Consider the following 23233-nt stretch of genomic DNA (forward strand, 5'->3'; position numbering starts at 1 on the left):
ATGCGTGATCGCCTGATTTTCACGAGTCTTATTTTATGGGGTATTGCAGCAGCAGTAAGTTTAACTTTACTTTTGGCTGTCCCACTCTTTTACATAGATATTCATTTGGAAAATTTGACCCAGATATCAGGACTTTCAGCAGAAGTACTAAGAAATAACTTTAATGTTCTGATGACTTTTCTGGTTAATCCATTTGAAAGTGTGTTACAGATGCCTGATTTTCCTTCGTCTCCCGATGCTTTACAGCATTTTAAGGATGTGAAAAAGCTCTTTATGCTTGCTTTAGGACTCGCGCTTGTCCTGAGTCCCGCGCTCATCTTATTTTTGAAAGAACATTTAGCCATTCTCTATCATAATGGCCTACGTTTTGTGATGGGAACTCCTTTGTTTATTGGTTTGGTTGCTGCCTTGATTGGATTTGATAACTTTTTTATCTATTTCCATGAGATTTTTTTCCCAGATGACACCTGGCTCTTCAATCCCGATACAGATCCGATCATTAATGTCTTGACGGAGAACTATTTTATGTTCACTTTTATTCTATTTGTCATCCTTTTTGAATTAATTTTTTTCCTCCTTTACTGGTCAGGAAATAAAAGACTGCAAAAGAAAACTTTCGGGAAAACCGAACAATGAGATGTAAAACTGATATGAAATCAGTTTTTTTTCTTTTGTTTTTATCAATATGCGTTAAAATAAATAAGGAAGGTTTGGTTTGCAGAGATTTTTATCGCCAAACTAGCGAGGTTGTCCATAACGGAAACTCGGTCGGTATTCTGTAATAACAAATGAATAAAGAGGCATTCTTATGAACACAATGGTTCCAGTTTTTGATTACGAAGATATCCAACTTATCCCTAATAAGTGTATTATTAACAGTCGTAGTGAAGCAGACACGTCAGTTAAGTTGGGGGATCACACTTTCAAACTTCCCGTTGTTCCAGCAAATATGCAAACAATTATTGATGAAAATATTGCTGAAATGTTAGCTAAGCAAGGTTATTTCTATATCATGCATCGTTTTGAAGAAAGTACACGTAAAGACTTTATTGAAAAAATGCATGCTCAAGGTTTGATTGCATCAATTTCTGTAGGTGTTAAAGACAATGAACGTCAGTTTGTACGTGAGTTGGCAGAAACAGCAACAATTCCAGATTATATTACAATTGACATCGCGCATGGTCACGCCAATTCTGTTATTGAAATGGTACAGCTCATCAAGCGTTTGATGCCACAAGTTTTTGTTATTGCGGGGAACGTAGGAACACCAGAAGCTGTCCGTGAGTTAGAAAATGCTGGTGCTGATGCAACGAAAGTTGGGATTGGCCCAGGTAAAGTTTGTATCACTAAGGTAAAAACAGGATTTGGTACAGGCGGTTGGCAGCTTGCAGCTTTACGCTGGTGTGCAAAAGCAGCAAGTAAACCAATTATTGCTGATGGTGGTATCCGTACGCACGGTGATATTGCTAAGTCTGTTCGTTTTGGTGCAACAATGGTAATGGTTGGTTCACTCTTTGCAGCTCACGAAGAGTCACCTGGTAAAACTATTGAACAAGATGGCAAACTTTTCAAAGAATATTTTGGCTCAGCAAGTGAATACCAAAAAGGTGAACACAAAAACGTTGAAGGAAAGAAAATTCTTTTGCCACACAAAGGTGCATTGAAAGATACACTTCAAGAAATGCAAGAAGATCTCCAAAGCTCTATTTCTTACGCCGGTGGACGTGATCTTAATGCATTACGTAAAGTCGATTATGTTATCGTGAAAAATTCTATTTGGAACGGTGATTCATTATAAAAGATAAAAACTGTCTAGTGACAGTTTTTTTATTTATATTAAATAGTAGAAAGTTAATTATTTTTGAATCCAAGTAGAAGATGATGTAGAATGTTAGTAAAGATAGAAAAAGAAAGCAGGGTGAGATATGAAAGTACTTGTCGTTGGTGCAAATGGAAAAGTGGCGAAACATTTAGCCAAAAACCTAAAAGACTATCCTAAACTTCAAGAAAAAGCTGTTATCCGTAAAGAAGAACAACAGGAATTTTTTAACCAATTAGAGATTGAAACTATTATCTTGGATATTGTCAATAATTCAATTGAAGAATTTGCTGCAGCAATGTCTGACGTTGATGCTGTTGTTTTTAGTGCCGGCGCAGGTGGTTCTGGATTGGATAAAACAATTATGATTGACTTAGATGGAGCGGTTAAAATTATGACGGCAGCCGAAAAAGCAAAGGTCAAACGTTTTGTTATGGTCAGCACTTTCCGAGTGGGAAGAGAAGAAATTACACGTCAAATTCAAGAAGATTCTTCGCTTAAGATTTACACGATTGCAAAGAATTATGCGGATGAATGGCTCAAAACACGAACAGAGTTAGACTGGACAATTATTCATCCTGGAATGCTTACAGACAAAGAAAGTACTGGTAAGGTAGCATTAGCAAGCCATGTGGAAGCAGGAGGAATTCCGCGAGAAGATGTGGCTAAAGTTATTTTGGAAACGTTGGTAAACGACGTGACCATCAGAAAAGAATTTGAAGTGGTCAGTGGAGTCACTCCGATCGATGAAGCCGTCAAAAATTTAAAGGATTAAAAGAAATGAACGTGTGACTTAAATCACACGTTCACTTTTTTTACATGAATGTCATATTGTTGCTGATAATATTGGGCAATTTCTTGACTACCAATTTGATGAAATATTTTTAATGCTTGAAGCATCATCGTATTTCCAGCCTTTTCATCTTTGAAACGATAGGTCCAGAAACCTTTGGAGAGGTTAAGGAGATTGCGCAAAAACATCGATTGTACGAGTTCTAGTGATTCAACCCGATTGAGAATATGTGCACTGTATTCTTGGTAGCCTTTGCTTGCTAAGAGTGCTATAGCACGACAGCATGCACAAACAAAAATTTCCAGATATTTCACGGAGTTAAATATTTTATGCTTTTTTTTCTAAGAGGAATAAGTCAAGAATATATAAAATATCGCGTATGCTTAATTTATTCATTGTAAAGTAAAATAGATAAAGCTCAATCTGGCCCCAAACTTTGATATCATAGAGATAATCTGTGATTGTATCAATATTTTCTGAACTTAATTCAGTATATGAAGCTTTTGCTGCTAAGGAGATATAAGGATAGCCTGCTTCAAAAGCGACTTTATAGAGATTGTCAAGTGCTTTTTTATCTTGTTTAAGAAAAGCCATCTCGATTTCCTTTAAAAGGGCTTCTGATTCATTGGGTGCATAATCGTTTAAAAGGTATTCGTATTCCTCAAGCCCAATCCCCATTAGTTGCAAAGCTTGTACGACTTTTTCAAAATTCATCATGGTTTCAGCTCGCTCAAAACGAGAAAGGGTGGCTTTTGAGATTCCTATAGAAGAAAAGTCCGATAAGGAGATATGTTTTTGCTCACGTATTTGTCGAAAAACATATCCAAATTTTTTATATACCATAAAATCTCCAGTCATTCATAGTGGCAGTTATAGCTATACTATCAGAAAATGCAACAAAAAATTAAAGTGTTATCAAATACGTGACGATAAAGAATATCGTTGCTTTTATGCAACGATATGAAAAGATAAAATTATTTATTATATTATAATATATTGTAAGAAGCAGAAGAAGAAAAGCCACTTTTCTTTTTCATCAAAAGGATAGAGGTGAAGATGATGGATCTTATCAAAGAAATACTGGGGCCTTATTTTTTTGCCAAATTATTTTTGATTCCGGCAATCCTAGGTGGTATATTTCTCACTAAAAATATCATCCATCGCAGTAAATACGCTGAAAATCCTTACTCTGCCTTTTGGTTCTATTCGAGTAATTTTACATTATGGATTTTTCTTTTAAAATTATTATTTATTGAAATAGCTCAGGATGGTGCTTATGGTTATTTACTGAGTGATATTTCGCTCATTTTTATTGCTATTGCAGTCGATTATTGTATTGTTACGCATTATGAAAAAATAGAATATGCAATGCTTCCGCTATTTACTATTTTCTATCTGTTTTATATTTACAACTATGGTTTTCATTGGAAGTCGATTTTATTAGTTACCTTATCTCTGGGTCTTTTTTGGCTGACGCTCTATTTTATTGCCAAAAATCAAACAGCTGTAATGCAAAGTTATGGTAAAATGATGCTGATAGGTTTAAGTCTGGTTGTTTCTGTGCAGCTCTTATTCCTTTCCGAATTTGCTTTTAGTTTGATACATTCATTAGAAATTTTCTGGAAAACATTTATACTCCTTGTGATTGCCAAGTTTATTTTGTTGGATATTTCTTCTATTGTAGGAGAGTATGCAAAGTACAAACGATATACTTATATTGATGCACTGACCAATGTATATAATAGGAGAAAATTTGAAGAAACGATGGATGAAATCCTCGCCAGTGATCAGATTTCCAAATTTTCATTAGTCTTTTTTGATATTGATAATTTTAAACACATTAACGATCATTATGGGCATAGCTCAGGTGATTATGTATTAAAAGAAATTTGTATGCTCATCAAAAAGTATTTGAGAGAAACAGGAGAAAACGGGCAACTTTTCCGCTATGGTGGAGATGAATTCTTTCTTCTTTTTCGCAATCGCAAAGGAGAAGTCGTACGTGATATTATGGAGCAGATAGCCAAGGAAATTTCCGAATATGTCTTTCACGCGAGTTCTAACACTATTAAAACATCAATTTCAGTCGGGGTGGTTGAAATTACGGATAAAGTAACACGTGACCAAGCCATCTATCGTGTTGATAAACATTTATATATTGCAAAAGAAAACGGGAAAAATCAAGTTTACTTTAAATAGAAAAAAAATTGATTTTTCTCTTTTTTTTTCTATTTCATTTTGTTTTAAGAAAGTTTTTAAGTATACTGAAGTTGTAGGAAACAGGAAGGTATGCTTTTACATTAAAGGAGTATCAGATATTGCAAAAGGAAGAATTAAACAAGGAACAAACCGAAGAAAATTACAGTTATTCCGATCTGTTCTTTGAAAAGGGACATTGGCTTTTAAAAATTAAACAACTCCTCATCGCTCTTTTGGGTTGGGTGTGCTTCATTGTGCCGACTTTTATTACCATAGCATCCTTTTTATATAAGACTTCAAATGGGAAGTATGGCATTGCCTTTTGGAAATTTTCCGAAGGAGTTTTGGAAATTAAATTTTTGTTGATTCTGCTGGCTTTCTGTGTGGTCATCACCTTTACTTATGCAGCGAGCATGACAATTATTCAAAATAACCGAAGGGAATCGGTCATTGAAAAATGGCCTACATTTGATTCGGTCTCCAGTATTGAGCGAAGAAAAAGGGGAAAGAAATTTATGGCGGACCGCTTCGGTGAAGAAGAATTCCGTCATAATGTAAAATATTTTGAAGTTCTACCAGAAAAGAATTTAAAAAATGACGAGCTTTCAAAAGTTCTAGGTAAAGATGAGGTTGATACTTATGATATCTGATATTTTCGGCCAGATGTTTACATCGGATAGTGGTCTACAAATGGTTATCACCGTGTGTTTAATAATCTTGTGTCTTTATCCCGTTATTGGTGCTTTGTTTTGATTTTTTGGCTCTTTGAGTTACCGTTTCCTAAAAAAAGGGCGAAAAGAGACAAATTTTGTGGAACTAGCACCTGATGAGCAACCGATGATTACGATTATGATTCCTGCTCATAATAAAGAAGTGATGATTGAGGAAACGATTGAGTACTTAGCTACAATGCTCAATTATAGTAACTATGAAATATTAGTGATTAATGATGGTAGTACCGATCAAACTTTGCCTATTCTCCAAAACTTACAAGAAAAGTACGATAAGTTGCGTGTTATTAATATCTTGAAAAATCAAGGAAAGGCACACGGATTTAACATTGGTACTTACTTTGCGAAGGGGGAATATATTTTAAGTAATGATGCGGATACAATCCCCGAAAGAGATGCGCTTATGAAATATATGAACTATTTCATGAGTGAAATCGATGTCAACACAGCTGCGGTTACAGCCAATATGGATGTGCAGAACCGGACGACTATTATGGGAAAATCGCAAACTGTTGAGTTTTCAAGTATCGTTGGTGTCATTAAAAGAAGCCAAACCGCGATCAATGATTCAATGTACTCGTACAGTGGAGCGAATACCATGTATAAAAAGCAGTTTTTGATCGACGGTGGCGGCTTTAGACAAGACCGAAGTACAGAGGATATTAGTATCGCTTGGGATCACTTAATGTATGGTGTGACGCCGCGTTTTGCCCCAGATATTATTTTTCACATGAATGTACCAGAAACCCTTTCGCAGCTCTATAAGCAAAGAAAACGTTGGGCTCAGGGAGGTACTGAAGTATGGTTTACTAACTCACTGAAGTTTATCTTGCATCCCATTAAGTACCGTTATGTTCTGTCAATGTTTATTGACACGACTTTTTCCATCATTTGGTCATTCTTCTTTTTCATTACGTCAATTATATTTATCTTGGCTATGCTCTATTTCCTTATTGTAGGTAATTATGAGCAGCTTTGGCATGGGTTTGCGATGTCCTTTATCTTTGTTACCTTCGAGCTTATAGCGGGCACCTTGCAGCTTTTAGCCGCACTAATCTTAGACAGTAAGGGACAAAAATTCAAATACTTTATTTTTGCTCCCCTCTATATGTTATTTTTCTGGATGGTCAATCCATTGACGATAATCACGACTTTTATACCAGCCATGAAGGCTTGTTTTGGTAAAAGTGAACACGCTGGTGCTTGGGTCAGCCCTACAAGGAAAAGCCTGAAGAAAGGATAAACGATGCTTTTAGATGTAATGTTTCTGTTGACAATAATCTTTATTCTTCTCTGCTTGCTCGGAATTGTGACCAGCTATGTTTGGGCGAAACGACAAAACAGAATTTATCCTAAAACAATGGAAGATGCTGAAAATTATACATTTTACTTTCAGACAATTATTGATAATAAAGGAGAAAAAACTGGTTTAGAAGCACTGCTCCGCAAGTATGATGTAGAAAAACAAGAATGGGTTTTCCCAGATGATATTGATAAATTTACCTTACGTGAAGTGATTTATCTGCTTCATAAAAGTTTTGTGAAAATAAACTATCCGTCACAATTTTTAGCCATTAATATTAGCCTGAAACAACTTGCAGATCCACGTTACGAATACTTTATTCGCTGGGTCAAAGGCGAATGCTATCCGATGGAACTGCGGATTGAAATCAATGTGGAGTTGACAGACAAGATTGGCTGGCTCATGAAATCAAGGATCAAGAAGAATTTGAAGTTAAGCCAAGACATTGGTGTTCATGTTATCCTAGAAAAAGTCGAACCAAGTAAAAAATACTTTCACAAGATCAAGTGGCTATTGAATGATATCTATGGTGTGAAAATCCCGCTTTCTAAATTTCAAAAGAAAAGTGATTCTGAATGGTTTGATCTCAACATGGGCGATTGGGTCCGTTTGATTAGAGAAAAAAACAAAAATATTGATATCACTGAGGTTGAAGATCGAGCAGGTATTGATTTAGCCGATAAATTAAAAATCGACAATCGACAAGGTTATTTTATAGACAAGCCTCATTATGAGAAATAGCTTGTTCTATTTTTTTGCTTAAATTAGTGCTTGAAAGTTGCATTATTTAGGAAAAAGAGTAGAATAGGTTTGAGCAAAACGATTTTAAAAAAATGTGGCGCATCTCAGACAATAATCAATGAAAAAAGGACGAGTACGGAAATGACTGAAATGACTTTTGAAGAACGCTTAAAACAGCTTCGAAAGACTTATCTTGAAGGCGATAGTGAAGATAAGGAAGCTCAAGAGATGAATGCTTTCATGAGTTTATCAAAAGAAGATAAAATCAAAAAAATTGAAGCCCATTTAACAGAAATTGAAAATAAAAGAGAAGCTTTGGAAAGCACTCTCTCCAATCAAACAGATGCTCTCTCACGTGAGAATATTCAGCATCATCTGGAAGCATTAGCTGACAAAAAAGAACTTATGCTTCAAAAATTAGAATATGTTAAAAAAGATGAATTTAGTGCTGCAAAACGAGAACGAATCAAACGTCAGTTGGCAGAACTGGAATTTAAACGTTGTCGTCTACGCATGAATAATAAGGACTGTTCAAAGTTGGACAAGAAAATTCAAGAGAAACAAAGACGATTTAGAAATGATATTTAAGGAGTTATATGCTTCAGTCTATCCTTCATGTGATCATTTTCTTGCTCGCATTAGTTTTTTCAAATGTTATCAATAAAATTTTCCCTAAGTTAGCCTTGCCTTTAGTGCAAGTTCTCATAGGGATTCTTTTTGGTTTTGGAGGTATTTCAGAATTTCTTCACGTTGATCCGGAATTCTTCCTTGGTTTCATTATTGCGCCGCTCTTGTTTAGAGAGAGTACAGAAGCAGAAGTGAAACGGATTGTTAAACACCGACATTTGATACTTGTGCTTATATTCCCGCTGGTTTTTGTTACTGCTCTTGGATTAGGTGGTATTTTACATCTGTTTTATATGAGCATTCCTTTAGCAGCTTGTCTGGCTTTAGGAGCTGCACTAGCCTCAACGGATGCAATTGCTGTGGGTACGTTATCGACCCGCTTTGTTTTTCCTCAAAGAATCATGAATATTCTCCAGGGTGAGGGACTCTTTAATGATGCATCTGGTATCGTATCCTTCCAGATTGCTGTGCTTGCACTTGTGACAGGGACTTTTTCTTTACCACAGGCGACCCTTAATTTAATTCTGTCCATTATAGGTGGCTTTGCTATTGGTATTGGGCTTTCGATTTTTAAAAATAAAATTTTAGAAATTCTTGATGATGTCGATGCGCGTGATGTCAGTGGCTATTTGATGCTGGAGTTCGTAATGCCGCTTGCAGCTTTGATCGGACATATTCCGTTTTTTGGCTGGTTTTTGTTGTACTACTTTTGACTTTTGCTCTATTTTTGCTAAGATTTTTAATCTTATTGTCTTATTATTTGGTGACTGTCAAAGACAAGGGAGAAATCTTTCACTCTTATTGGAGCGAACTGTTATTGTTGACTTTTTCTGGTACAAAAGGGACGGTTTCCATTGCGACCATACTTCTTTTACCTCAGCTTGCGGATAATACCAACAATCTATTAATCTTTTTTTGCGCCTCAGTTACTGGTTTAAGCTTTCTTGTGAGCTTGCTGACTTTGCCTTACTTTGCAGTTGAGAAAAAACGCACGGTCAATAATTTGGCAGTTATCGCAATTTTAGGTGACGTTGTGCAAGAATTACGGGAAAGAATTACTGAGAAAGCGCAAAATGGCTATCACCTTGTGATTGCTGATTATCAAAACCGGATTCAGAAGCTCATTGTAGAGCAAGAAAGTGCTGGAATTACAGAAAATTTTAACACCTTGCAATTATTAATTATCCGTGTAGAAATTGAAGGGCTTGAAGATGCGCTAGAGAAAGAAAAAATCTCGATGCGTACTTATCGCACCTACCATCGCTACATACATACTTTGGAGCAAGATTTGGCACATGACTTGGTTTCGAGTATCCAGTTTGCCCAAGTGGTTACTTTGCGTGCTTTGAAAGTTTTAAAAACACGTATTTCTCGTTTTGACTTCCAACTTTCCCGTCCAAAAGTTGAAGATATGGAAGAAACGCGCCAAGAGATTAGCAATCTTTATTTAGATAATACAGAACTTGTTCTTGAACTTTTGGAAAATTTAGGGACAATCTATAATGCACAACTTGTTGACTTTCTCCAAGCAGAACGCTTCCGTCAAGCAGAGCATATTGCTCAAGGTAACTGGAACTATGTTAATGGATTTCGTGTAGCTACAGAATTGACGAATATAGAAGAATTGATGGAAGCCTATTATTTAGAGCGTAAGGTGATTTTCGAATATGAGCATACAGGACGAATTGCGCTTAATGAAGCTAAAAAATTACGCCAAACCGTTAATCTTTTGGAAGAATATGCCTTAGCAAGCGATCACCGTTCCTTCCTTTACGATTTATTTGAATTTCGTAAAAGAAGAAAAGGAAAATAAAAAAGCGTGTGAGCGATCTTTTTTTTGACCAAAAATAATTTTTTGTGATATAATAAACGTATCTTCAGGGCACCGTGAAATTCGGGACCGGCGGTTAAAGTCCGCGAAGCTGAAAAGCTTGATGTGGTGTAATTCCACAACCGACAGTAAAGTCTGGATGGGAGAAGAATAGGAAATAAGACCAGCTCTTTTTGGGTTGAGTCCGTTTTCGTCAATATTCAAAAACTCCCTTCAAAATGAAGAAATATTATTTTCTATTTTGGAGGTTTTTTCGTGTCAAATTCAAAAACACGTCGACTCACACTTATCGCAATGCTCAGTGCAATTTCTTTTGTACTGTCCTACCCAATGTTCCAATTTCCTTTGGTGCCAAGTGCAAGCTTTTTAAAGATTGACTTCACAATCTTGCCCATTTTGATTGGACTATTTATGCTTGGCTTAAGCAGTGCTTTTGCTATTCTTATCATTCGTTCGCTTTTGTGGTTACTTTTAAATAGTGACGGAGTGAATACCTATATTGGTTTACCAATGAATATTTTGACAGTTACTGTCTTTGTGCTGGTACTTTGGTTCTTTCTCCGTCACAGGTTTAGCTTGCGTAACTATATTATGGCAGCCATTTTGGGGACATTGGCTTTGACTGTCTTGCAGGTAGTACTTAACTATGTATACGCTATACCCCTTTACGCAATGTTTGCTAATTTTGATATCGCAACAATGTTTCCTGGTGGTATTTCAGCTTATATTGGTGCTGTTATTGTCTTTAATATTCTACAAGGTCTCATTTTTGCAGGAAGCTTTGCTTTACTGTATTGGGCCCTCCGAGGATCAAAAGCCATCAAATTTATTAATGCTTAAACAGAAAAATAGAGCCTATAACTCAGGGCAAACTGAAAGAGAAAATGATCATGACTTCGTTAATGGTCATTTTTTTGTTTTTTTATTAATTTTTCCCTTGCATTTTTTAAAAACATCTGATATACTAATAGAAGTTCTGAAAAGGACTGACCGAAGACAGTTGGGGACATAAGTCATAAGCATCCAACCGAGGACAAACATTTTAAACAATGATTGAACTCTCTATGTCTTTTGGTCGTGGGGATTTTTATTTGTAAAAATTCCTACGAACAAAATAAAATGGAGGTAAACAAATGAGCGATTACAAAGTAAACGAAGCAACTATTGCTAAGAAAGCTGAGTTGGTTGACGTATTTGCAGAAAAATTCGAAGCTGCGACATCTATCGTTGTTGCGAGCTCACGTGGTTTAACTGTAGAACAAGACACTCAACTTCGTAAAGAGTTGCGTGAAGCCGGTGTGGAATTCAAAGTTGTTAAAAACTCAATCTTGCGTCGTGCAGCTGAAAAAGCTGGACTCGAAGGTTTGAACGACAGCTTCGTAGGCCCATCAGTAGTAGCTATCTCAAACGAAGATGCTATTGCCCCTGCTAAAATTTTGAGCGAGTTTGCTAAAACAGCAGACAAACTTGAAATCAAAGCTGGTGTTATCGAAGGAAAAGTTACAAGCAAAGAAGAAGTTGCAGCTATTGCATCTCTTCCAAGCCGCGACGGTCTTCTTTCTATGCTTCTTTCAGTGCTTCAAGCACCTGTCCGCAACGTGGCTCTCGCAGTCAAAGCTGTTGCAGAAAAAGAAGAATCAGCTGCTTAATTCCATATGGAATGACAGTAAGCAAATTTTATATCGGCGGATTTACGCAACAAACTAAAATTTACTAGGAGAATCAAAATGGCATTGAACATTGAAAACATCGTTGCTGAACTTGAAACAGCAACAATCCTCGAACTCTCTGAGCTCGTTAAAGCAATCGAAGAAAAATTTGACGTAACTGCAGCTGCTCCTGTAGCAGTAGCAGCTGCTGGCGGCGAAGCTGCAGCAGAAAAAGATTCATTTGACGTTGAATTGACAGCAGCAGGCGACAAAAAAGTTGCTACAATCAAAGCTGTTCGTGAAATCACTGGTCTTGGCTTGAAAGAAGCTAAAGAACTCGTTGATGGCGCACCAACAATGATCAAAGAAGGCGTTGCAACTGCAGAAGCTGAAGAAATCAAAGCTAAATTGGAAGAAGCTGGTGCTTCAATCACACTTAAATAATCATTTAAGTTCAATTTAGATGCAAGCTTCCAATATTTTGGATAAGATTGCAATAAAAAAACAGCCATTATTGGCTGTTTTTTTATATCGTTATGTAGTGAGTTGGCACAAGTATTCCCTTGTATTTTTACGTGAGAAATTATATTTTTGTTATACTAGATTTATAATAGAAACTGATTCGAATACAAAGAGGAGTGCATATGATTGATAAATACAACTTGCCTAAGGAAGAATTACTTTCTTTACTAATGGAAGAGTCCAAGTTAGCACCACAGCATCAGCTGCCAGGTGAAGAGATTGAGGGGGTGAATGTTACCATGCAGTTTTTACGTGATGAAACTGGTCAAGTGCGTTATCTCCCGCGCCGTAAAGTGATGGGCTATGATCTTGATGGTGTAATTTTTTCTATGAAGAAAGCCATTGAATATACCAATCAAAAATTGGGCACTAACTTAAATATTGAAACGATGGAAGCTATTGATTATGACTTGATTTATTATGCAACAATGGATGAAGACATTCAGCGAAAAATTATCAGAGAAAGTACACCAAATCGCAATATGGTCGAAGATTTGGCAGAAGAACATTTGAACGGAGCAGAAATAGTACTGATTACAGCACGTCATGTTTCTTATGCTAAAGAAACGATAGAATCGCTTAATCGTTTCGGTATTTATTATGACAAAATTTATTTTACTGAGGAGAAACTGCCGTTAATTATTGGATTGGATATTGATTGGTTCTATGATGACAAACCGGAAACCATTGCAGCCATTAAAAATCATAAAGTACGCACAAAAGCCGTGCTTGTCTCAGCGCCCTATAACCGTGGTGCCACAGACTATGATTATCGCTATAAAGTAGGACTTGAATAACTGTTTGGAGCTTCTTGCTTGAGTGCTGTGAGAGTTTACTTTCATATTTCTGTCACAGACCAGATATGGCATGAGGGATCTTCGATATTAATGACACGCTGGCCATGAGCAATGAAAAAAGGGTTTTCAGGCGTACCGGGAGCAACCAGTTGTCCACCATTGTCAAATGCCAGCACTAAAATGTTGTCAATATCCTTCAAATAGATTTGCAGACAAAGACCAACACCGCCTCGAGATTTCGGGGTGTTTTCTTTTACTTCAGCTAAAGCAAAGGGATAATTTTCTATTTTAAAATGACATCCATCCTGTATGCTTGCTCCGAAAACATTTTGATAAAATTTTATAGATTGCTTAATATCTTGCACAAAAAGATTAATTGAAATGTCCATAATAGCACTCACTTTCTATTCTTTATTGTACACAATGTGCGTGTAGTTTACTAATGATTTGTAATTCATTTATACGAGAAAGCATCAATATTATAATTAAAAATAAAAAGCTTTGAAAATCAGATAAAAACAACTAAAAAAATGATAAAATAGGACTTAAGCAACCCCCAAAAATTGAATTTTATAGTTTGCAGGCTCTTGTCTACGGACTTTATGAAGAAGGAGAAAACGATGCCTGATACGATTAGTGTCATTGCAGATAAGGTCAATAATTTAAAGAATGTGTCGCTTGAAATCCCCAAGAAGAAAATAACAGTCTTTACTGGTGTTTCAGGCTCTGGGAAATCAAGCCTTGTTTTTGATACTCTTGCCGATGAGTCACAACGCCTCTTAAATGAAATCTTGCCTGCATTTGTTCGACAGTTTCTACCCAAATATGAACGTCCTGATTTGGAGCGTATTGAAAATCTTCCGGCCTCCATCGTCATTGACCAAAAAACTTTAGGGGGCAATGCGCGCTCGACTCTTGCGACAATCACTGATATTGCACCTGTTATTCGTCAACTTTTTGCAGGTGGAGGAAGCCCCCAGCTTGGAGCAGACCATTTTTCGTTTAATCTTTCAGCGGGCATGTGTCCAGAATGTCAAGGTATTGGTAAAAAACTAGAGTTGAAAATGGAGCTTTTTATTGATAAAGAACGCTCACTTAATAATGGTGCAGTTCTTTTTAAGCCTTACCAAAAAATCATCAAAATGTATGTAGAGAATGGTCTTTTTGATGGTGAAAAATTATTGAAAGATTATACAGAAGAGGAGCTGGATCGCCTTTATCACGGCAAAGAAGTCGGCAAAATCAAAATGGGCGAATACAACCTTACCTACGAGGGAATAGTTGACAAGTTTAATCGTGGTTTCTTGCAGAAAGAAGGTGACTTGTCTGCAGGTGCCCAAAAGACACTTGCAACTTATACGCATGAAGCGCTTTGCCCAGTTTGCCAAGGGAAACGTTTAAACCAAGAAACACTAGCGGTACGTTGGTTCGGACATAGCTTTGCGGATTTGATGAGTATAGAGCTGACAGAATTAAGTGATGTTCTGGCTCCACACGAGGGAACAGAACACCTTAAACAACAAATTGATCATCTGATCAACCTTGGGTTAGGTTATCTCAGTCTTGATCGAGAAACGACGCCTTTATCTGGTGGAGAATCTCAGCGTGTAAAATTAGTAAAGCATTTAAATAACGCGCTATCGGATATGCTCTATATTTTTGATGAACCCTCTGTTGGTCTGCATCCGAGGGATGTGGCTCGTATTAATAGCATCTTTACAAAGCTGCGAGATAAAGGAAATACTGTGCTTATTATTGAGCATGATCCGGATGTCATCAAAATTGCTGATTGGGTGATAGAAGTTGGACCTGGTGCTGGTGTACATGGTGGTGAGATCATGTTTGAAGGAAGCTATGAGCAGCTTCTTCAGTCTGATTGTTTAATGGGGAAATATCTTTCTAAGATGACAACCATTAACAAAAAACCAAGACATCCAGTTCACTTTTATCAAGGAGAAATTTCAAACGCTAACAACCTTAAAAATGAACATCTTGATATTCCTCAAGGGCTTCTCACCGTTTTGACCGGTGTAGCTGGTTCAGGAAAATCAACACTTGTAGAGCATTCTTTACGATCAACTTATCCAGAAGCTATTATGGTGACACAAGCAAGTCTAGCTGCCAACAGTCGTTCGAATCCAGCGACTTTTATAGGCATTATGGATAACATCAGAAAAGCCTTTGCAAAAGTGAATGAAGTTAAGCCTAGTCTATTCAGCTACAACTCCGAAGGCGCGTGCCCCGCTTGTGAAGGTAGAGGTTATATCGAATCTAACTTGGCATTTATGGAAACAGTGAAACAAACCTGTGAAGTTTGTCAGGGGAAACGTTACAAGATGGAAGCTCTAGCCTTTAAATATCAAGGAAAAGATATTACGGAAGTCCTAGACTTAACGATTGAAGAAGCTTTGGATTTTTTCAAGTCTGCTCCAGCGATTAAGAAAAAAATAAAAGCTATGAACGAAGTAGGACTTGGTTATCTGACATTGGGACAGCCAACGAGTACTTTATCTGGTGGTGAACGTCAGCGCTTGAAGTTGGCTAATGAGTTTTATCAAAAAGGAAATCTTTTTATTCTGGATGAACCATCAACAGGTCTGCATCTGTCTGATATTAGCCGTCTGATGAAGATTATGAAACATTTTGTTGACCAAGGCAATACCTTGGTCGTGATTGAACATCAGTTAGATATCATTCGCCAGGCGGACTGGATTATTGATATAGGTCCAGAAGGTGGCTCAGCTGGTGGCCAAGTGATTTACGCAGGACCGCCAGCTGGGTTACGAAATTGCTCAGCTTCACTTACTGCCCAATATATCTAATAGGAGACATAAAGATGTTACAAGTTATTCTGCATATTGATGAAAACAACAAATGGAATACACTCCTCTCTAACGTAAAGAATCTCAAAGAATGGCTCACTCAGAATAAAGAACCAGGCAAGATTGAGATTTTAGTAAATGGAGAAGCAGTAGAAATGGTACTGAAGTCCTCACCAGTGGATCTTGTGGAAGTCTTCAAAAGAGACGTCAAAGTTGCCGTTTGCCAAAATTCTTTAAACATGAGAGGATACAAAGTAGAAAGCCTACAAGAAGGTTGTACAGTTGTGCCCGCTGGTATTGTGGAACTCGTCCAAAAACAGAACTCAGGCTTTGCATATGTTAAACCATGAGATATTTTACTTTCAATATAGAGCATAAAATCATTCCAAACTATCAGGATGATTTTTTTTAGCTATATAGTATATTTGAAATAAAAAAAGACCTCCTATGAGATCTTTTATTTTTAATTATTCAGCAGTTTTCACAGCAACTTCGCCAGAAACTTTAAATTGGTTAGCGGCATCCAATTCTTTGTATGCGTCCAATTGTTCTTGAGTTGCGAAGTAAAGGTTACCATTGATTTCAGATGGGATTGTTTTGCCATCTGTACCTTTCATATCGCGAGCTTTGATTGATGCATTTTCTGCAACGTAAACATCACCTTTAATGTTACCACCTTCGAGGTCAAAGCCAGGTGATTTAATGATCAAACGTTTTGTAGTCAAAGTAAATGAATCTGTGACTTGGTGTTTGTCGTTTTGGGCGATCAATGCCAATGTACGTTGAATTTGGCCGCTCTCGTTCATGAAGATACCATCAACAGTGATGTCTTTATCAGCCGCATCGATATCTGAGTTACCAGATACTAACCAAGCACCTTTAGCGCTCAAGCCTGAAGCTAAGACATCAGCTGCATCTGTACCAGTTGTTGCACCAGTTTGAGTATCAGGTCCGTTACCTTCAAATTCGTGAGTTACTTCACCGTGTTCACCAATAGTGATTGCACCCATAGGGAACTCAAGAACTTCACCTTCGACAACTTTAGTTTCACCTGTTACTTTTGGTTTTTGCTCATCAGGAAGTTTATTATAAGCATCCATGAGGTCTTGACTTGCAAAAGTCAAGTTACCGTCGATAGTTGCTTTACCTTCAACACCTTTACCGCTTTGTGCACCGAATCCAGGTGCGAAGACAGCTACATCACCTTTAATTGTACCATTAGAAAGCTTGAAACCAGGTGATTTTACTTCAACTTTATCAACAGTCAAAGTGTAACGGTCAGTCACAACGTGATCAGCATCTTGTGCGTAAGCTGCAAATTTACGTGCGATTTGGTTTTTGCTAGCATAAACACCCTCAACAGTCAAAGTTTTACCTGAAGAATCCATGTCTTTTGTGATTGCTGCCAACCATGAACCGTTTTTAGACAATCCTTTTTGTAAATCTTCGAAACTGTTTGCTCCAGCAGTTGCTCCTGTGAAGGCATCAGCTGATTTGCTGCTGTCAGATTGTTCAGTTTTCGCATCGTTGTTGCCGTTTGCTGAGTCATTGTTGTTGCCACATGCTGCAAGCAAGAAGATTGAAGCTGCTGACAAAGTTACGATTGAAGCCAATTTAGTGGTTTTCATTTAGATTCTCCTAAATAATAAATTTGAATTGAGTTTGAGAGTGGTTATGAAATCGCTCGCAAACCTCGACACTTTAATTCTAACTTAAAAAAAAATAAAAAGCAAGAATTTGCCGGTTTATTCACAAAATTAAAAAGTGCATCTTTTCCATACAAATTGTGAGATACGAATGACAATTACTGCATTGTATATCTTAATTTATGACATCTATCTGCAATAGATTGCTTAGGGTTTCTGTGTGTTTAATTGTTTTTCATCCTAAAAAATAAACCTTAGAAGAAGAGATAACATCAAAAATTTAATTGTGCTCAAATGTGGATGTCTCAGGGATGGGCCAACACTTTAATTCTATCTATTTAGACAGTAGAATTAAAGAATATTACTATAAGTTATGCCGATGTAGTCTAAAGAAATAAACAGAAGCGATGGAAACAGAAAAATTAAAAGACAGAGTTGAAAAGTTGGAGAGCAAACATAAAAAGATGACTATTGGATTATTTGTTCATGATATTATCCTGATTGCTTTATCTGTGGCGGTGAGTTACTTTTTTTTGGATGAAGGTAATTTCTATAGAAGAGAAAGTTTTAACAAGAGGGTTAAAGCTTTTTTATTAAAAATGTCATCCAGAGATAAAAAAGTGCAATCTTGGTTATTGATTGAAATATAATTTCAATTAATATATAATGAAAGGGTATTCAAAGAAATATTGTTCTGTTGAATAGACATGTACGTTTTGCTGATTTCCTAAAAGAAGGAGTCAATCGCTAGTGGCTGAGCCGATGAACGTGCGCATATTTTATTTAAACAAGTGATCATTATTAGCTGGATTTACAGTTGATATGAAATAAAATTTACTTAAAGGAGTAAACATGCAAAAATTTCTCAAGTGGATTGAAACAAGATTGATGCCACCTATGACCAAAATTGGGATGCAACGCCATATGGTTGCTATACGTAACGGGGTTATCTCTACACTCTCCCTTATCCTGATAGGCTCTTTCATAATGGTTTTCGCCAATTTTCCGATTCCGGCTGTGGCGGAATGGTTAGCACCACATACAGCCAACTTAACAATTCCTTTTCGAATTACAATGGGTTTAATGGCAATCTATGCCTCTTTTGCCATGGGGGATTCTTTGGCTAAGTCTTATGATTTAGATGGTGTCACAGGAGGCGTTCTCTCATTAGCAGCTTTTTTGACTTTAACAATCCCTTTAAATGTCGATACTGTACTGACTGAAGCAGGCGAAGCGGCGATTGGTTGGGTCCTGCCTATGCAATACTTAGGTGGTGCAGGAATGTTCTCTGCGATTCTAACAAAGATTTTCGCCGTGGAAATTTATCGTTTCTTCATCAAATGGGATATCACGATTAAAATGCCTGATGGAGTACCACCAGCAGTTGGTCGTTCATTCGGAGCATTATTACCAGGAGGATTTATTATTATCTTTCTCTGGATAGTACGTGTAATGCTCAATTTTGATATTAATGCCTTTATCATGAGCATTTTCAATCCAATTGCTGGTATGATGGGCAATAATATGTTTGGTGCTTTATTACCTATGATTTTTATCCATTTGCTTTGGGCGGCTGGTGTTCATGGAATGAACATTATCGGCTCCATTGTTCGTCCGATGTGGCTCATGATGCTCGATGCAAATATGGCTGCTATGGCAGATGGAACTCCGTTGACACAACTTCCTTATGTCGCACCAGAGCAATTTTATCAATGGTTTGTCACAATGGGCGGTGCGGGTGTAACATTGGTTCTTGTTTTCCTGCTCTTTACTTGTCGTGCCAAATATCTGAGAGATATGGCAAAACTGACCTTTGTACCAGGGCTATTTAATATCAACGAACCTTTAATCTTCGGTATGCCTTTGATGATGAATCCGGTCTTTACGATTCCTTTTGTTTTGAATCCCATAATCTTAACGATTGTTTCTTACAGTGCTGTCAGATTAGGATTGGTAAATGGTTTTGTGGCCAATGTGCCATGGACCTTACCTGCTCCAATTGGTGCTTATATGGCAACGGGGAATGACTGGCGTGCAATTATTCTTGTTTTAGTCAACCTCTTTATTGCTGGCTTAATTTATTATCCATTTGTAAAAATGTATGACAAGCAAATGCTTGAAGAAGAAAAGAAAGCAGCTGCTGAAACTGAAGGAGCTTAGATTTAAGTGCTCATTATTTAAATAAAAGTTCACATATAGAAATTGTATAGACTTATGTTATATTCGATTCTCTTTTTTATCGCTACAGTAATTGTTATCCTTCGCGCGCGCCATTTCTCTATCAAAGCAGAAAACTTTAAAAATAAATATTTGCGAAGCCGTTGGTTTTGGGGGATTATGAGCATGCTTGCTCTGGCAATTGGTATTTTACTGCTCCCAAGTTTCCTTGTGCTACTAAAAACCCCTCTTATCATTTTTGCGGTATTCGCAGCAATGGTTTTCTTTGAAATGACACGACATGCGATTGAACGGGCTATGACCATCTATAATAAGAAAAATATAAATACATATGACAGCAAAGATATTCACGAAGTGAACAGTTTGAATTAATTTTAAAAGGAAGAACATATGAAACGATTAGGAATCTCGATTTATCCAGAACATAGTACACTTGAACAAGATAAGGGTTATATTGACCTTGCCCATAAATATGGCTTTAGCCGTATCTTTACCTGTTTATTGTCCGTCAATGGCGAAAAGGAAGAAATTTTACAGAATTTTAAGGAAACGATAAGCTATGCCAGAAGCAAAAATTTTGAAGTGACGGTTGATATTGCACCACGTATTTTTGATGAGTTGGGGATCTCATATGATGATTTATCATTTTTTGCGGAGATGGGTGCGCATGGGATACGTCTAGATGTAGGTTTTACAGGTAAAGAAGAAGCCTTGATGACTTACAATCCCTATGGGCTCAAAATCGAGATCAATATGTCCAATGCGACAAAGTATATGGAAAATATTTTAAGTCATGTACCCAATCGCGACCTTTTAGTCGGCTGTCATAATTTTTATCCCAAGCGTTTCTCAGGGCTTTCTTATGATTTCTTTGTCAAATGCTCAAAAATGTATAAGGAAAACTACATTCAGACGGCAGCTTTTGTTAATTCTCACGATGCAACTTATGGTCCCTGGCCAGTGATGGAAGGTTTGGCAACTCTGGAGATGCACCGTGATTTGCCCATCGAAGTTCAAGCCCAGCATTTATCAGCTACAGGGTTGATTGACGATATTATTATTGGCAATGCTTATGCTTCAGAAGCGGAGATACAAAAGCTTGCTGCTCTCAACCGTCAGATGATGACTTTTGGTATTGAGCTTGACGAAGCAATTACAGAGTTAGAGCGTGTGATTGTAGAAGAAGAGCCGCATTTTTACCGTGGTGATATTTCTGAGTATATGATTCGCTCCACGCAATCACGGGTAAAATACAAGTCTGAAGCCTTCCCTAAAGGAAATACACGTGATATTAGACGGGGTGACATTATCATTGAGAACGAAACATATGGTCAATATAAAGGAGAGCTGAACATAGCACTTAAGGACATGAAAAATTCAGGTAAAACAAATGTAGTTGCCCGAATCCGGGAAGAAGAAATCCTTCTTTTGAATTATTTACAAGCTTGGGAAAACTTTCAATTTCAAGTTAAAGGATAATTGAAAGATATGAAGATTATTATTGGCGTGGATGCTGGTGGAACAAAAACAGAAGCTGTAGCTTACGATAGAGATGGAAATTCTATAGCGCAGGCATATTCTTCCTTTGGAAATGTATTGATTGATTTTGCAGCAGCTTGTCAGCATATTCAGCAAGCCATCAAAAGGTGCTTGAATGTATTACCTGATGCGGAGTTAGTTGCCCTTTCTTTAGGTGTGGCTGGAGTTGGTTCAGGAAAATATAACGCAGAGCTTCAGCAAGCTTTATCATCCTTTGGAGTTCCTATCCGGATAGAGACTGATGCACGTATCGCACATGCGGCCTATTTCCCTAAGGGTGATGGTATTTTGACAATCGCAGGGACAGGTGCTGTCAGTTTTGGTCACAGAGGAGAAAAGCAAGTAATGACTGGTGGTTGGGGGCATCTGATCGGAGCCGATCGTGGCTCTGGATATTGGATTGCTCTTCAGGCTATTGAAAAGATGGCAAACGACGAAGACCAAGGGAAACCTTTATCCCAACTTTCAAATGCGATTCTCCATTATCTTAACCTTCCTGATTCATTCGCAATAAAACGATTTGTCTACGGCGCACCTAAGAAAGAACTTGCAGCACTGACACCTATTATTGTTGCCGAAGCAAATAAGGACAGCTTTACAGCTCAAAATATTCTGAGAGAAGCAGGACAGTTTTTGGCACAGATAACAATTGATAACTATAACAAATTAGATCGGCCCCAAGACATAGGCATTGCCTTAAAGGGCTCTGTCCTTTTGAAAATACCTCAAGTGCAGACAACATTTATACAAGAAGTAAAGAAATTTGTGCCAACAGCCTCTATCATAACAGAAGAAGTATCCTCAACCAAAGGTGCCTTTTACTTGGCTTTGGCTGAATTATAAAAGAATATTTCGCAATATTCTTTGTGATTTAAAAAAACACTTGAGCAATATTCTCAAGTGTTTTTATTATACGTTCTTCTCAACATTTATTCTTGACATATCAAAAAGATAGGTTTACAATTGTAAACATAGGAGGCGGGCATATGGAACTACATCATATATCTCTACTTACAGCTGACTTTGAGCAGAATTTTGATTTTTATGTTAATATTTTAGGCTTGCGTTTGGTGAAAAACTCTATTAATCAAGGTAATATCTATATGCGACATGTGTATTACGGTGATTTTATGGGGACTCCTGGAACTGTAGTGACTATTTGTCCGGTATCCAATTCAAAATTCCTAAGGATTCTACTGAATACTGGGCGAAACGTTTTAAGAAGTTCGGCTTAGAATATCAACACACAGACAATACTTTACAGGTTCTTGATTTTGACAAGATTTTACTTGAGTTTATCGAAGTAGAAGAGCAAAATCAAGATGCCCACATCAATGTGCTGTCAGATGTACCTGCAGCTTTCCAAATCACAGGGCTCTGGGGGAGTCGTCTTTACAGCTCAAATCTTGAGCAGACAAGGCTCTTTCTCCAAGAGATACTTGGGAGTGAGGGAGGTATTACGCTTCTTCCCGCAACATCTAAAGAAGGCAAACGAGTCTGGGGGAGAGGGTCAATTGACCATATCGCTTTTGCAGTTCCTAACAGTAAAGCGCTCGATAATATATGGGAAAAAGCGCTAAGCTTAGGTTATGAGAGAGAATTATATGCGGATCGTGGTTATTTTCGATCGGTATATCTTAAAGAGCCAGGCGGTGTAAGGATTGAGTTTGCGACCCTAACTCCAGGCTTTACTCTGGATGAATCAATTCAAGATTTGGGAAGCGATTTAGCTTTACCGCCACGTTATGAAGCAAAACGTCAAGAACTCTTGCGCTATTATAAAAAGCAAGGTGTTCATTTTAAAAAAAAGAAAGAAGAAAATCATGAAAATTAAAGTACAACATCTTAACGGCCGTCAAGAAAGTAAAGAATTCGCTAACGTAGAAGAATTTGTTCTCCTCCAAAATCGTGAAATTCCTGCTTTAGAAGATTCAGCGAAAGTATTAGAACTCGAAATTGATGGTCAAAACCGCGAATTTGAAGGAAATATTGCTGCGCTTTATTTTGAATTGAGCAAATAATAAATTCCCGCCTGC

General features: G+C 37.3%; 25 protein-coding genes, 2 pseudogenes, 1 riboswitch and 1 other annotated feature. Of the genes and pseudogenes, 23 read left to right on the top strand and 4 right to left on the bottom strand.

Annotated elements, in window-relative coordinates:
* The 3 genes from J0J36_RS04805 to J0J36_RS04815 all read left to right on the top strand — a co-directional run bounded on the left by J0J36_RS04805 (position 1) and on the right by J0J36_RS04815 (position 2594).
* A complete protein-coding gene (locus tag J0J36_RS04805) occupies positions 1–636 on the top strand; it encodes a TIGR01906 family membrane protein (protein ID WP_206886794.1) in 636 nt (211 codons plus the stop codon).
* Between the two features lie 172 nt (positions 637–808).
* Positions 809–1798, top strand: a complete 990-nt coding sequence (gene guaC, locus J0J36_RS04810; protein WP_019292704.1) for a GMP reductase — start codon at positions 809–811, stop codon at positions 1796–1798.
* 127 nt (positions 1799–1925) lie between these two features.
* Complete coding sequence (locus tag J0J36_RS04815; protein ID WP_019291910.1) at positions 1926–2594, top strand: SDR family oxidoreductase; 669 nt, start codon at positions 1926–1928, stop codon at positions 2592–2594.
* 23 nt (positions 2595–2617) lie between these two features.
* Here J0J36_RS04815 and J0J36_RS10655 read toward each other — a convergent pair whose 3' ends face one another.
* On the bottom strand, positions 2618–2926 hold the full coding sequence (locus J0J36_RS10655; protein ID WP_255566835.1) for a hypothetical protein: 309 nt from the start codon (positions 2924–2926) through the stop codon (positions 2618–2620).
* Between the two features lie 13 nt (positions 2927–2939).
* The gene (locus J0J36_RS10660; protein ID WP_255566836.1) at positions 2940–3455 is read right to left on the bottom strand and encodes an Rgg/GadR/MutR family transcriptional regulator; all 516 of its coding nucleotides are present in this window, start codon (positions 3453–3455) and stop codon (positions 2940–2942) included.
* Between the two features lie 213 nt (positions 3456–3668).
* Here J0J36_RS10660 and J0J36_RS04825 point away from each other — a divergent pair, with 213 nt between their 5' ends.
* The 10 genes and pseudogenes from J0J36_RS04825 (at position 3669) to J0J36_RS04870 (ending at position 13012) form a co-directional block, all read left to right on the top strand.
* Positions 3669–4811 (top strand): GGDEF domain-containing protein, encoded by a 1143-nt coding sequence (locus J0J36_RS04825; protein WP_019291908.1) that lies wholly within the window; start codon positions 3669–3671, stop codon positions 4809–4811.
* Between the two features lie 119 nt (positions 4812–4930).
* Positions 4931–5461, top strand: a complete 531-nt coding sequence (locus tag J0J36_RS04830; RefSeq protein ID WP_019291907.1) for a hypothetical protein — start codon at positions 4931–4933, stop codon at positions 5459–5461.
* Positions 5451–6785: pseudogene (locus tag J0J36_RS04835) on the top strand (glycosyltransferase). The gene J0J36_RS04830 and the pseudogene J0J36_RS04835 overlap by 11 nt, the downstream one beginning before the upstream one ends.
* Positions 6786–6788: 3 nt before the next feature.
* Positions 6789–7586 (top strand): EAL domain-containing protein, encoded by a 798-nt coding sequence (locus tag J0J36_RS04840; RefSeq protein WP_019291906.1) that lies wholly within the window; start codon positions 6789–6791, stop codon positions 7584–7586.
* A 141-nt stretch (positions 7587–7727) separates the two neighbouring features.
* On the top strand, positions 7728–8174 hold the full coding sequence (locus J0J36_RS04845; protein WP_019291905.1) for a hypothetical protein: 447 nt from the start codon (positions 7728–7730) through the stop codon (positions 8172–8174).
* Positions 8175–8182: 8 nt separating this feature from the next.
* Positions 8183–10026: pseudogene (locus tag J0J36_RS04850) on the top strand (cation:proton antiporter).
* Between the two features lie 56 nt (positions 10027–10082).
* Positions 10083–10199, top strand: a riboswitch (FMN riboswitch).
* 100 nt (positions 10200–10299) lie between these two features.
* Positions 10300–10884 (top strand): ECF transporter S component, encoded by a 585-nt coding sequence (locus J0J36_RS04855; RefSeq protein WP_019291903.1) that lies wholly within the window; start codon positions 10300–10302, stop codon positions 10882–10884.
* 132 nt (positions 10885–11016) lie between these two features.
* Positions 11017–11143 (top strand) — a sequence feature (ribosomal protein L10 leader region).
* A 34-nt stretch (positions 11144–11177) separates the two neighbouring features.
* The gene (rplJ, locus tag J0J36_RS04860; RefSeq protein ID WP_004257506.1) at positions 11178–11693 is read left to right on the top strand and encodes a 50S ribosomal protein L10; all 516 of its coding nucleotides are present in this window, start codon (positions 11178–11180) and stop codon (positions 11691–11693) included.
* A gap of 78 nt (positions 11694–11771) precedes the next feature.
* Positions 11772–12137: a 50S ribosomal protein L7/L12 gene (gene rplL, locus J0J36_RS04865; protein WP_004257497.1), complete on the top strand. Its 366-nt coding sequence runs from the start codon at positions 11772–11774 to the stop codon at positions 12135–12137.
* Between the two features lie 200 nt (positions 12138–12337).
* On the top strand, positions 12338–13012 hold the full coding sequence (locus J0J36_RS04870) for a hypothetical protein (protein ID WP_019292334.1): 675 nt from the start codon (positions 12338–12340) through the stop codon (positions 13010–13012).
* A 41-nt stretch (positions 13013–13053) separates the two neighbouring features.
* On the opposite strand, the gene J0J36_RS04875 is transcribed toward J0J36_RS04870, so the two are convergent.
* On the bottom strand, positions 13054–13401 hold the full coding sequence (locus tag J0J36_RS04875; protein WP_019292333.1) for a VOC family protein: 348 nt from the start codon (positions 13399–13401) through the stop codon (positions 13054–13056).
* 231 nt (positions 13402–13632) lie between these two features.
* Here J0J36_RS04875 and J0J36_RS04880 point away from each other — a divergent pair, with 231 nt between their 5' ends.
* Both J0J36_RS04880 and J0J36_RS04885 read left to right on the top strand, forming a co-directional pair.
* The gene (locus J0J36_RS04880; RefSeq protein WP_165719031.1) at positions 13633–15834 is read left to right on the top strand and encodes an excinuclease ABC subunit UvrA; all 2202 of its coding nucleotides are present in this window, start codon (positions 13633–13635) and stop codon (positions 15832–15834) included.
* 14 nt (positions 15835–15848) lie between these two features.
* Positions 15849–16184 carry a DsrE family protein gene (locus J0J36_RS04885; protein WP_019292332.1) on the top strand — a complete coding sequence of 112 codons (336 nt, stop codon included), beginning with the start codon at positions 15849–15851 and terminating at the stop codon, positions 16182–16184.
* A 117-nt stretch (positions 16185–16301) separates the two neighbouring features.
* Here the strand turns inward: J0J36_RS04885 and J0J36_RS04890 are convergent, their stop codons facing one another.
* Positions 16302–17462: a hypothetical protein gene (locus J0J36_RS04890; RefSeq protein ID WP_153924799.1), complete on the bottom strand. Its 1161-nt coding sequence runs from the start codon at positions 17460–17462 to the stop codon at positions 16302–16304.
* Positions 17463–17887: 425 nt separating this feature from the next.
* On the opposite strand from J0J36_RS04890, the gene J0J36_RS04895 reads away from it, so the two are divergent.
* From J0J36_RS04895 to J0J36_RS04925, 8 genes are all read left to right on the top strand, one after another.
* A complete protein-coding gene (locus J0J36_RS04895) occupies positions 17888–18130 on the top strand; it encodes a hypothetical protein (protein WP_040087420.1) in 243 nt (80 codons plus the stop codon).
* A gap of 202 nt (positions 18131–18332) precedes the next feature.
* Entirely contained in the window at positions 18333–19640 is a 1308-nt protein-coding gene (locus J0J36_RS04900; protein WP_153924803.1) for a PTS sugar transporter subunit IIC, read from the top strand.
* A 54-nt stretch (positions 19641–19694) separates the two neighbouring features.
* Positions 19695–20030 carry a hypothetical protein gene (locus J0J36_RS04905; RefSeq protein ID WP_019292328.1) on the top strand — a complete coding sequence of 112 codons (336 nt, stop codon included), beginning with the start codon at positions 19695–19697 and terminating at the stop codon, positions 20028–20030.
* A gap of 18 nt (positions 20031–20048) precedes the next feature.
* Positions 20049–21137: a DUF871 domain-containing protein gene (locus tag J0J36_RS04910; RefSeq protein WP_153924806.1), complete on the top strand. Its 1089-nt coding sequence runs from the start codon at positions 20049–20051 to the stop codon at positions 21135–21137.
* 9 nt (positions 21138–21146) lie between these two features.
* Complete coding sequence (locus J0J36_RS04915; RefSeq protein WP_029346179.1) at positions 21147–22040, top strand: BadF/BadG/BcrA/BcrD ATPase family protein; 894 nt, start codon at positions 21147–21149, stop codon at positions 22038–22040.
* Between the two features lie 143 nt (positions 22041–22183).
* Positions 22184–22432, top strand: coding sequence for a VOC family protein (locus J0J36_RS10505; protein ID WP_230318194.1), 249 nt, complete (start codon positions 22184–22186; stop codon positions 22430–22432).
* Positions 22357–23031 (top strand): VOC family protein, encoded by a 675-nt coding sequence (locus J0J36_RS04920; RefSeq protein ID WP_019292326.1) that lies wholly within the window; start codon positions 22357–22359, stop codon positions 23029–23031. The genes J0J36_RS10505 and J0J36_RS04920 overlap by 76 nt, the downstream gene beginning before the upstream one ends.
* The gene (locus J0J36_RS04925; RefSeq protein ID WP_019292325.1) at positions 23021–23218 is read left to right on the top strand and encodes a hypothetical protein; all 198 of its coding nucleotides are present in this window, start codon (positions 23021–23023) and stop codon (positions 23216–23218) included. Before J0J36_RS04920 ends, J0J36_RS04925 begins: the two co-directional genes overlap by 11 nt.
* Positions 23219–23233: the final 15 nt, after the last annotated feature.

This window comes from Lactococcus sp. LG1074, assembly GCF_017309525.1.
GTDB lineage: Bacteria > Bacillota > Bacilli > Lactobacillales > Streptococcaceae > Lactococcus > Lactococcus petauri.

Bases quoted from the DNA above. Each gene is read 5' to 3' on its own strand.
- J0J36_RS04925 (WP_019292325.1), top strand. From the start codon at position 23,021: ATGAAAATTAAAGTACAACATCTTAACGGCCGTCAAGAAAGTAAAGAA.
- guaC (WP_019292704.1), top strand. From the start codon at position 809: ATGAACACAATGGTTCCAGTTTTTGATTACGAAGATATCCAACTTATC.
- J0J36_RS04890 (WP_153924799.1), bottom strand. From the start codon at position 17,462: ATGAAAACCACTAAATTGGCTTCAATCGTAACTTTGTCAGCAGCTTCA.
- rplL (WP_004257497.1), top strand. From the start codon at position 11,772: ATGGCATTGAACATTGAAAACATCGTTGCTGAACTTGAAACAGCAACA.
- J0J36_RS04905 (WP_019292328.1), top strand. From the start codon at position 19,695: ATGTTATATTCGATTCTCTTTTTTATCGCTACAGTAATTGTTATCCTT.
- J0J36_RS04880 (WP_165719031.1), top strand. From the start codon at position 13,633: ATGCCTGATACGATTAGTGTCATTGCAGATAAGGTCAATAATTTAAAG.
- J0J36_RS04825 (WP_019291908.1), top strand. From the start codon at position 3,669: ATGATGGATCTTATCAAAGAAATACTGGGGCCTTATTTTTTTGCCAAA.
- J0J36_RS04885 (WP_019292332.1), top strand. From the start codon at position 15,849: ATGTTACAAGTTATTCTGCATATTGATGAAAACAACAAATGGAATACA.
- J0J36_RS04910 (WP_153924806.1), top strand. From the start codon at position 20,049: ATGAAACGATTAGGAATCTCGATTTATCCAGAACATAGTACACTTGAA.
- J0J36_RS04900 (WP_153924803.1), top strand. From the start codon at position 18,333: ATGCAAAAATTTCTCAAGTGGATTGAAACAAGATTGATGCCACCTATG.
- J0J36_RS04815 (WP_019291910.1), top strand. From the start codon at position 1,926: ATGAAAGTACTTGTCGTTGGTGCAAATGGAAAAGTGGCGAAACATTTA.
- J0J36_RS10505 (WP_230318194.1), top strand. From the start codon at position 22,184: ATGGAACTACATCATATATCTCTACTTACAGCTGACTTTGAGCAGAAT.
- J0J36_RS04915 (WP_029346179.1), top strand. From the start codon at position 21,147: ATGAAGATTATTATTGGCGTGGATGCTGGTGGAACAAAAACAGAAGCT.
- J0J36_RS04895 (WP_040087420.1), top strand. From the start codon at position 17,888: ATGGAAACAGAAAAATTAAAAGACAGAGTTGAAAAGTTGGAGAGCAAA.
- J0J36_RS10660 (WP_255566836.1), bottom strand. From the start codon at position 3,455: ATGGTATATAAAAAATTTGGATATGTTTTTCGACAAATACGTGAGCAA.
- J0J36_RS04845 (WP_019291905.1), top strand. From the start codon at position 7,728: ATGACTGAAATGACTTTTGAAGAACGCTTAAAACAGCTTCGAAAGACT.
- J0J36_RS04875 (WP_019292333.1), bottom strand. From the start codon at position 13,401: ATGGACATTTCAATTAATCTTTTTGTGCAAGATATTAAGCAATCTATA.
- J0J36_RS04840 (WP_019291906.1), top strand. From the start codon at position 6,789: ATGCTTTTAGATGTAATGTTTCTGTTGACAATAATCTTTATTCTTCTC.
- J0J36_RS04805 (WP_206886794.1), top strand. From the start codon at position 1: ATGCGTGATCGCCTGATTTTCACGAGTCTTATTTTATGGGGTATTGCA.
- rplJ (WP_004257506.1), top strand. From the start codon at position 11,178: ATGAGCGATTACAAAGTAAACGAAGCAACTATTGCTAAGAAAGCTGAG.
- J0J36_RS04870 (WP_019292334.1), top strand. From the start codon at position 12,338: ATGATTGATAAATACAACTTGCCTAAGGAAGAATTACTTTCTTTACTA.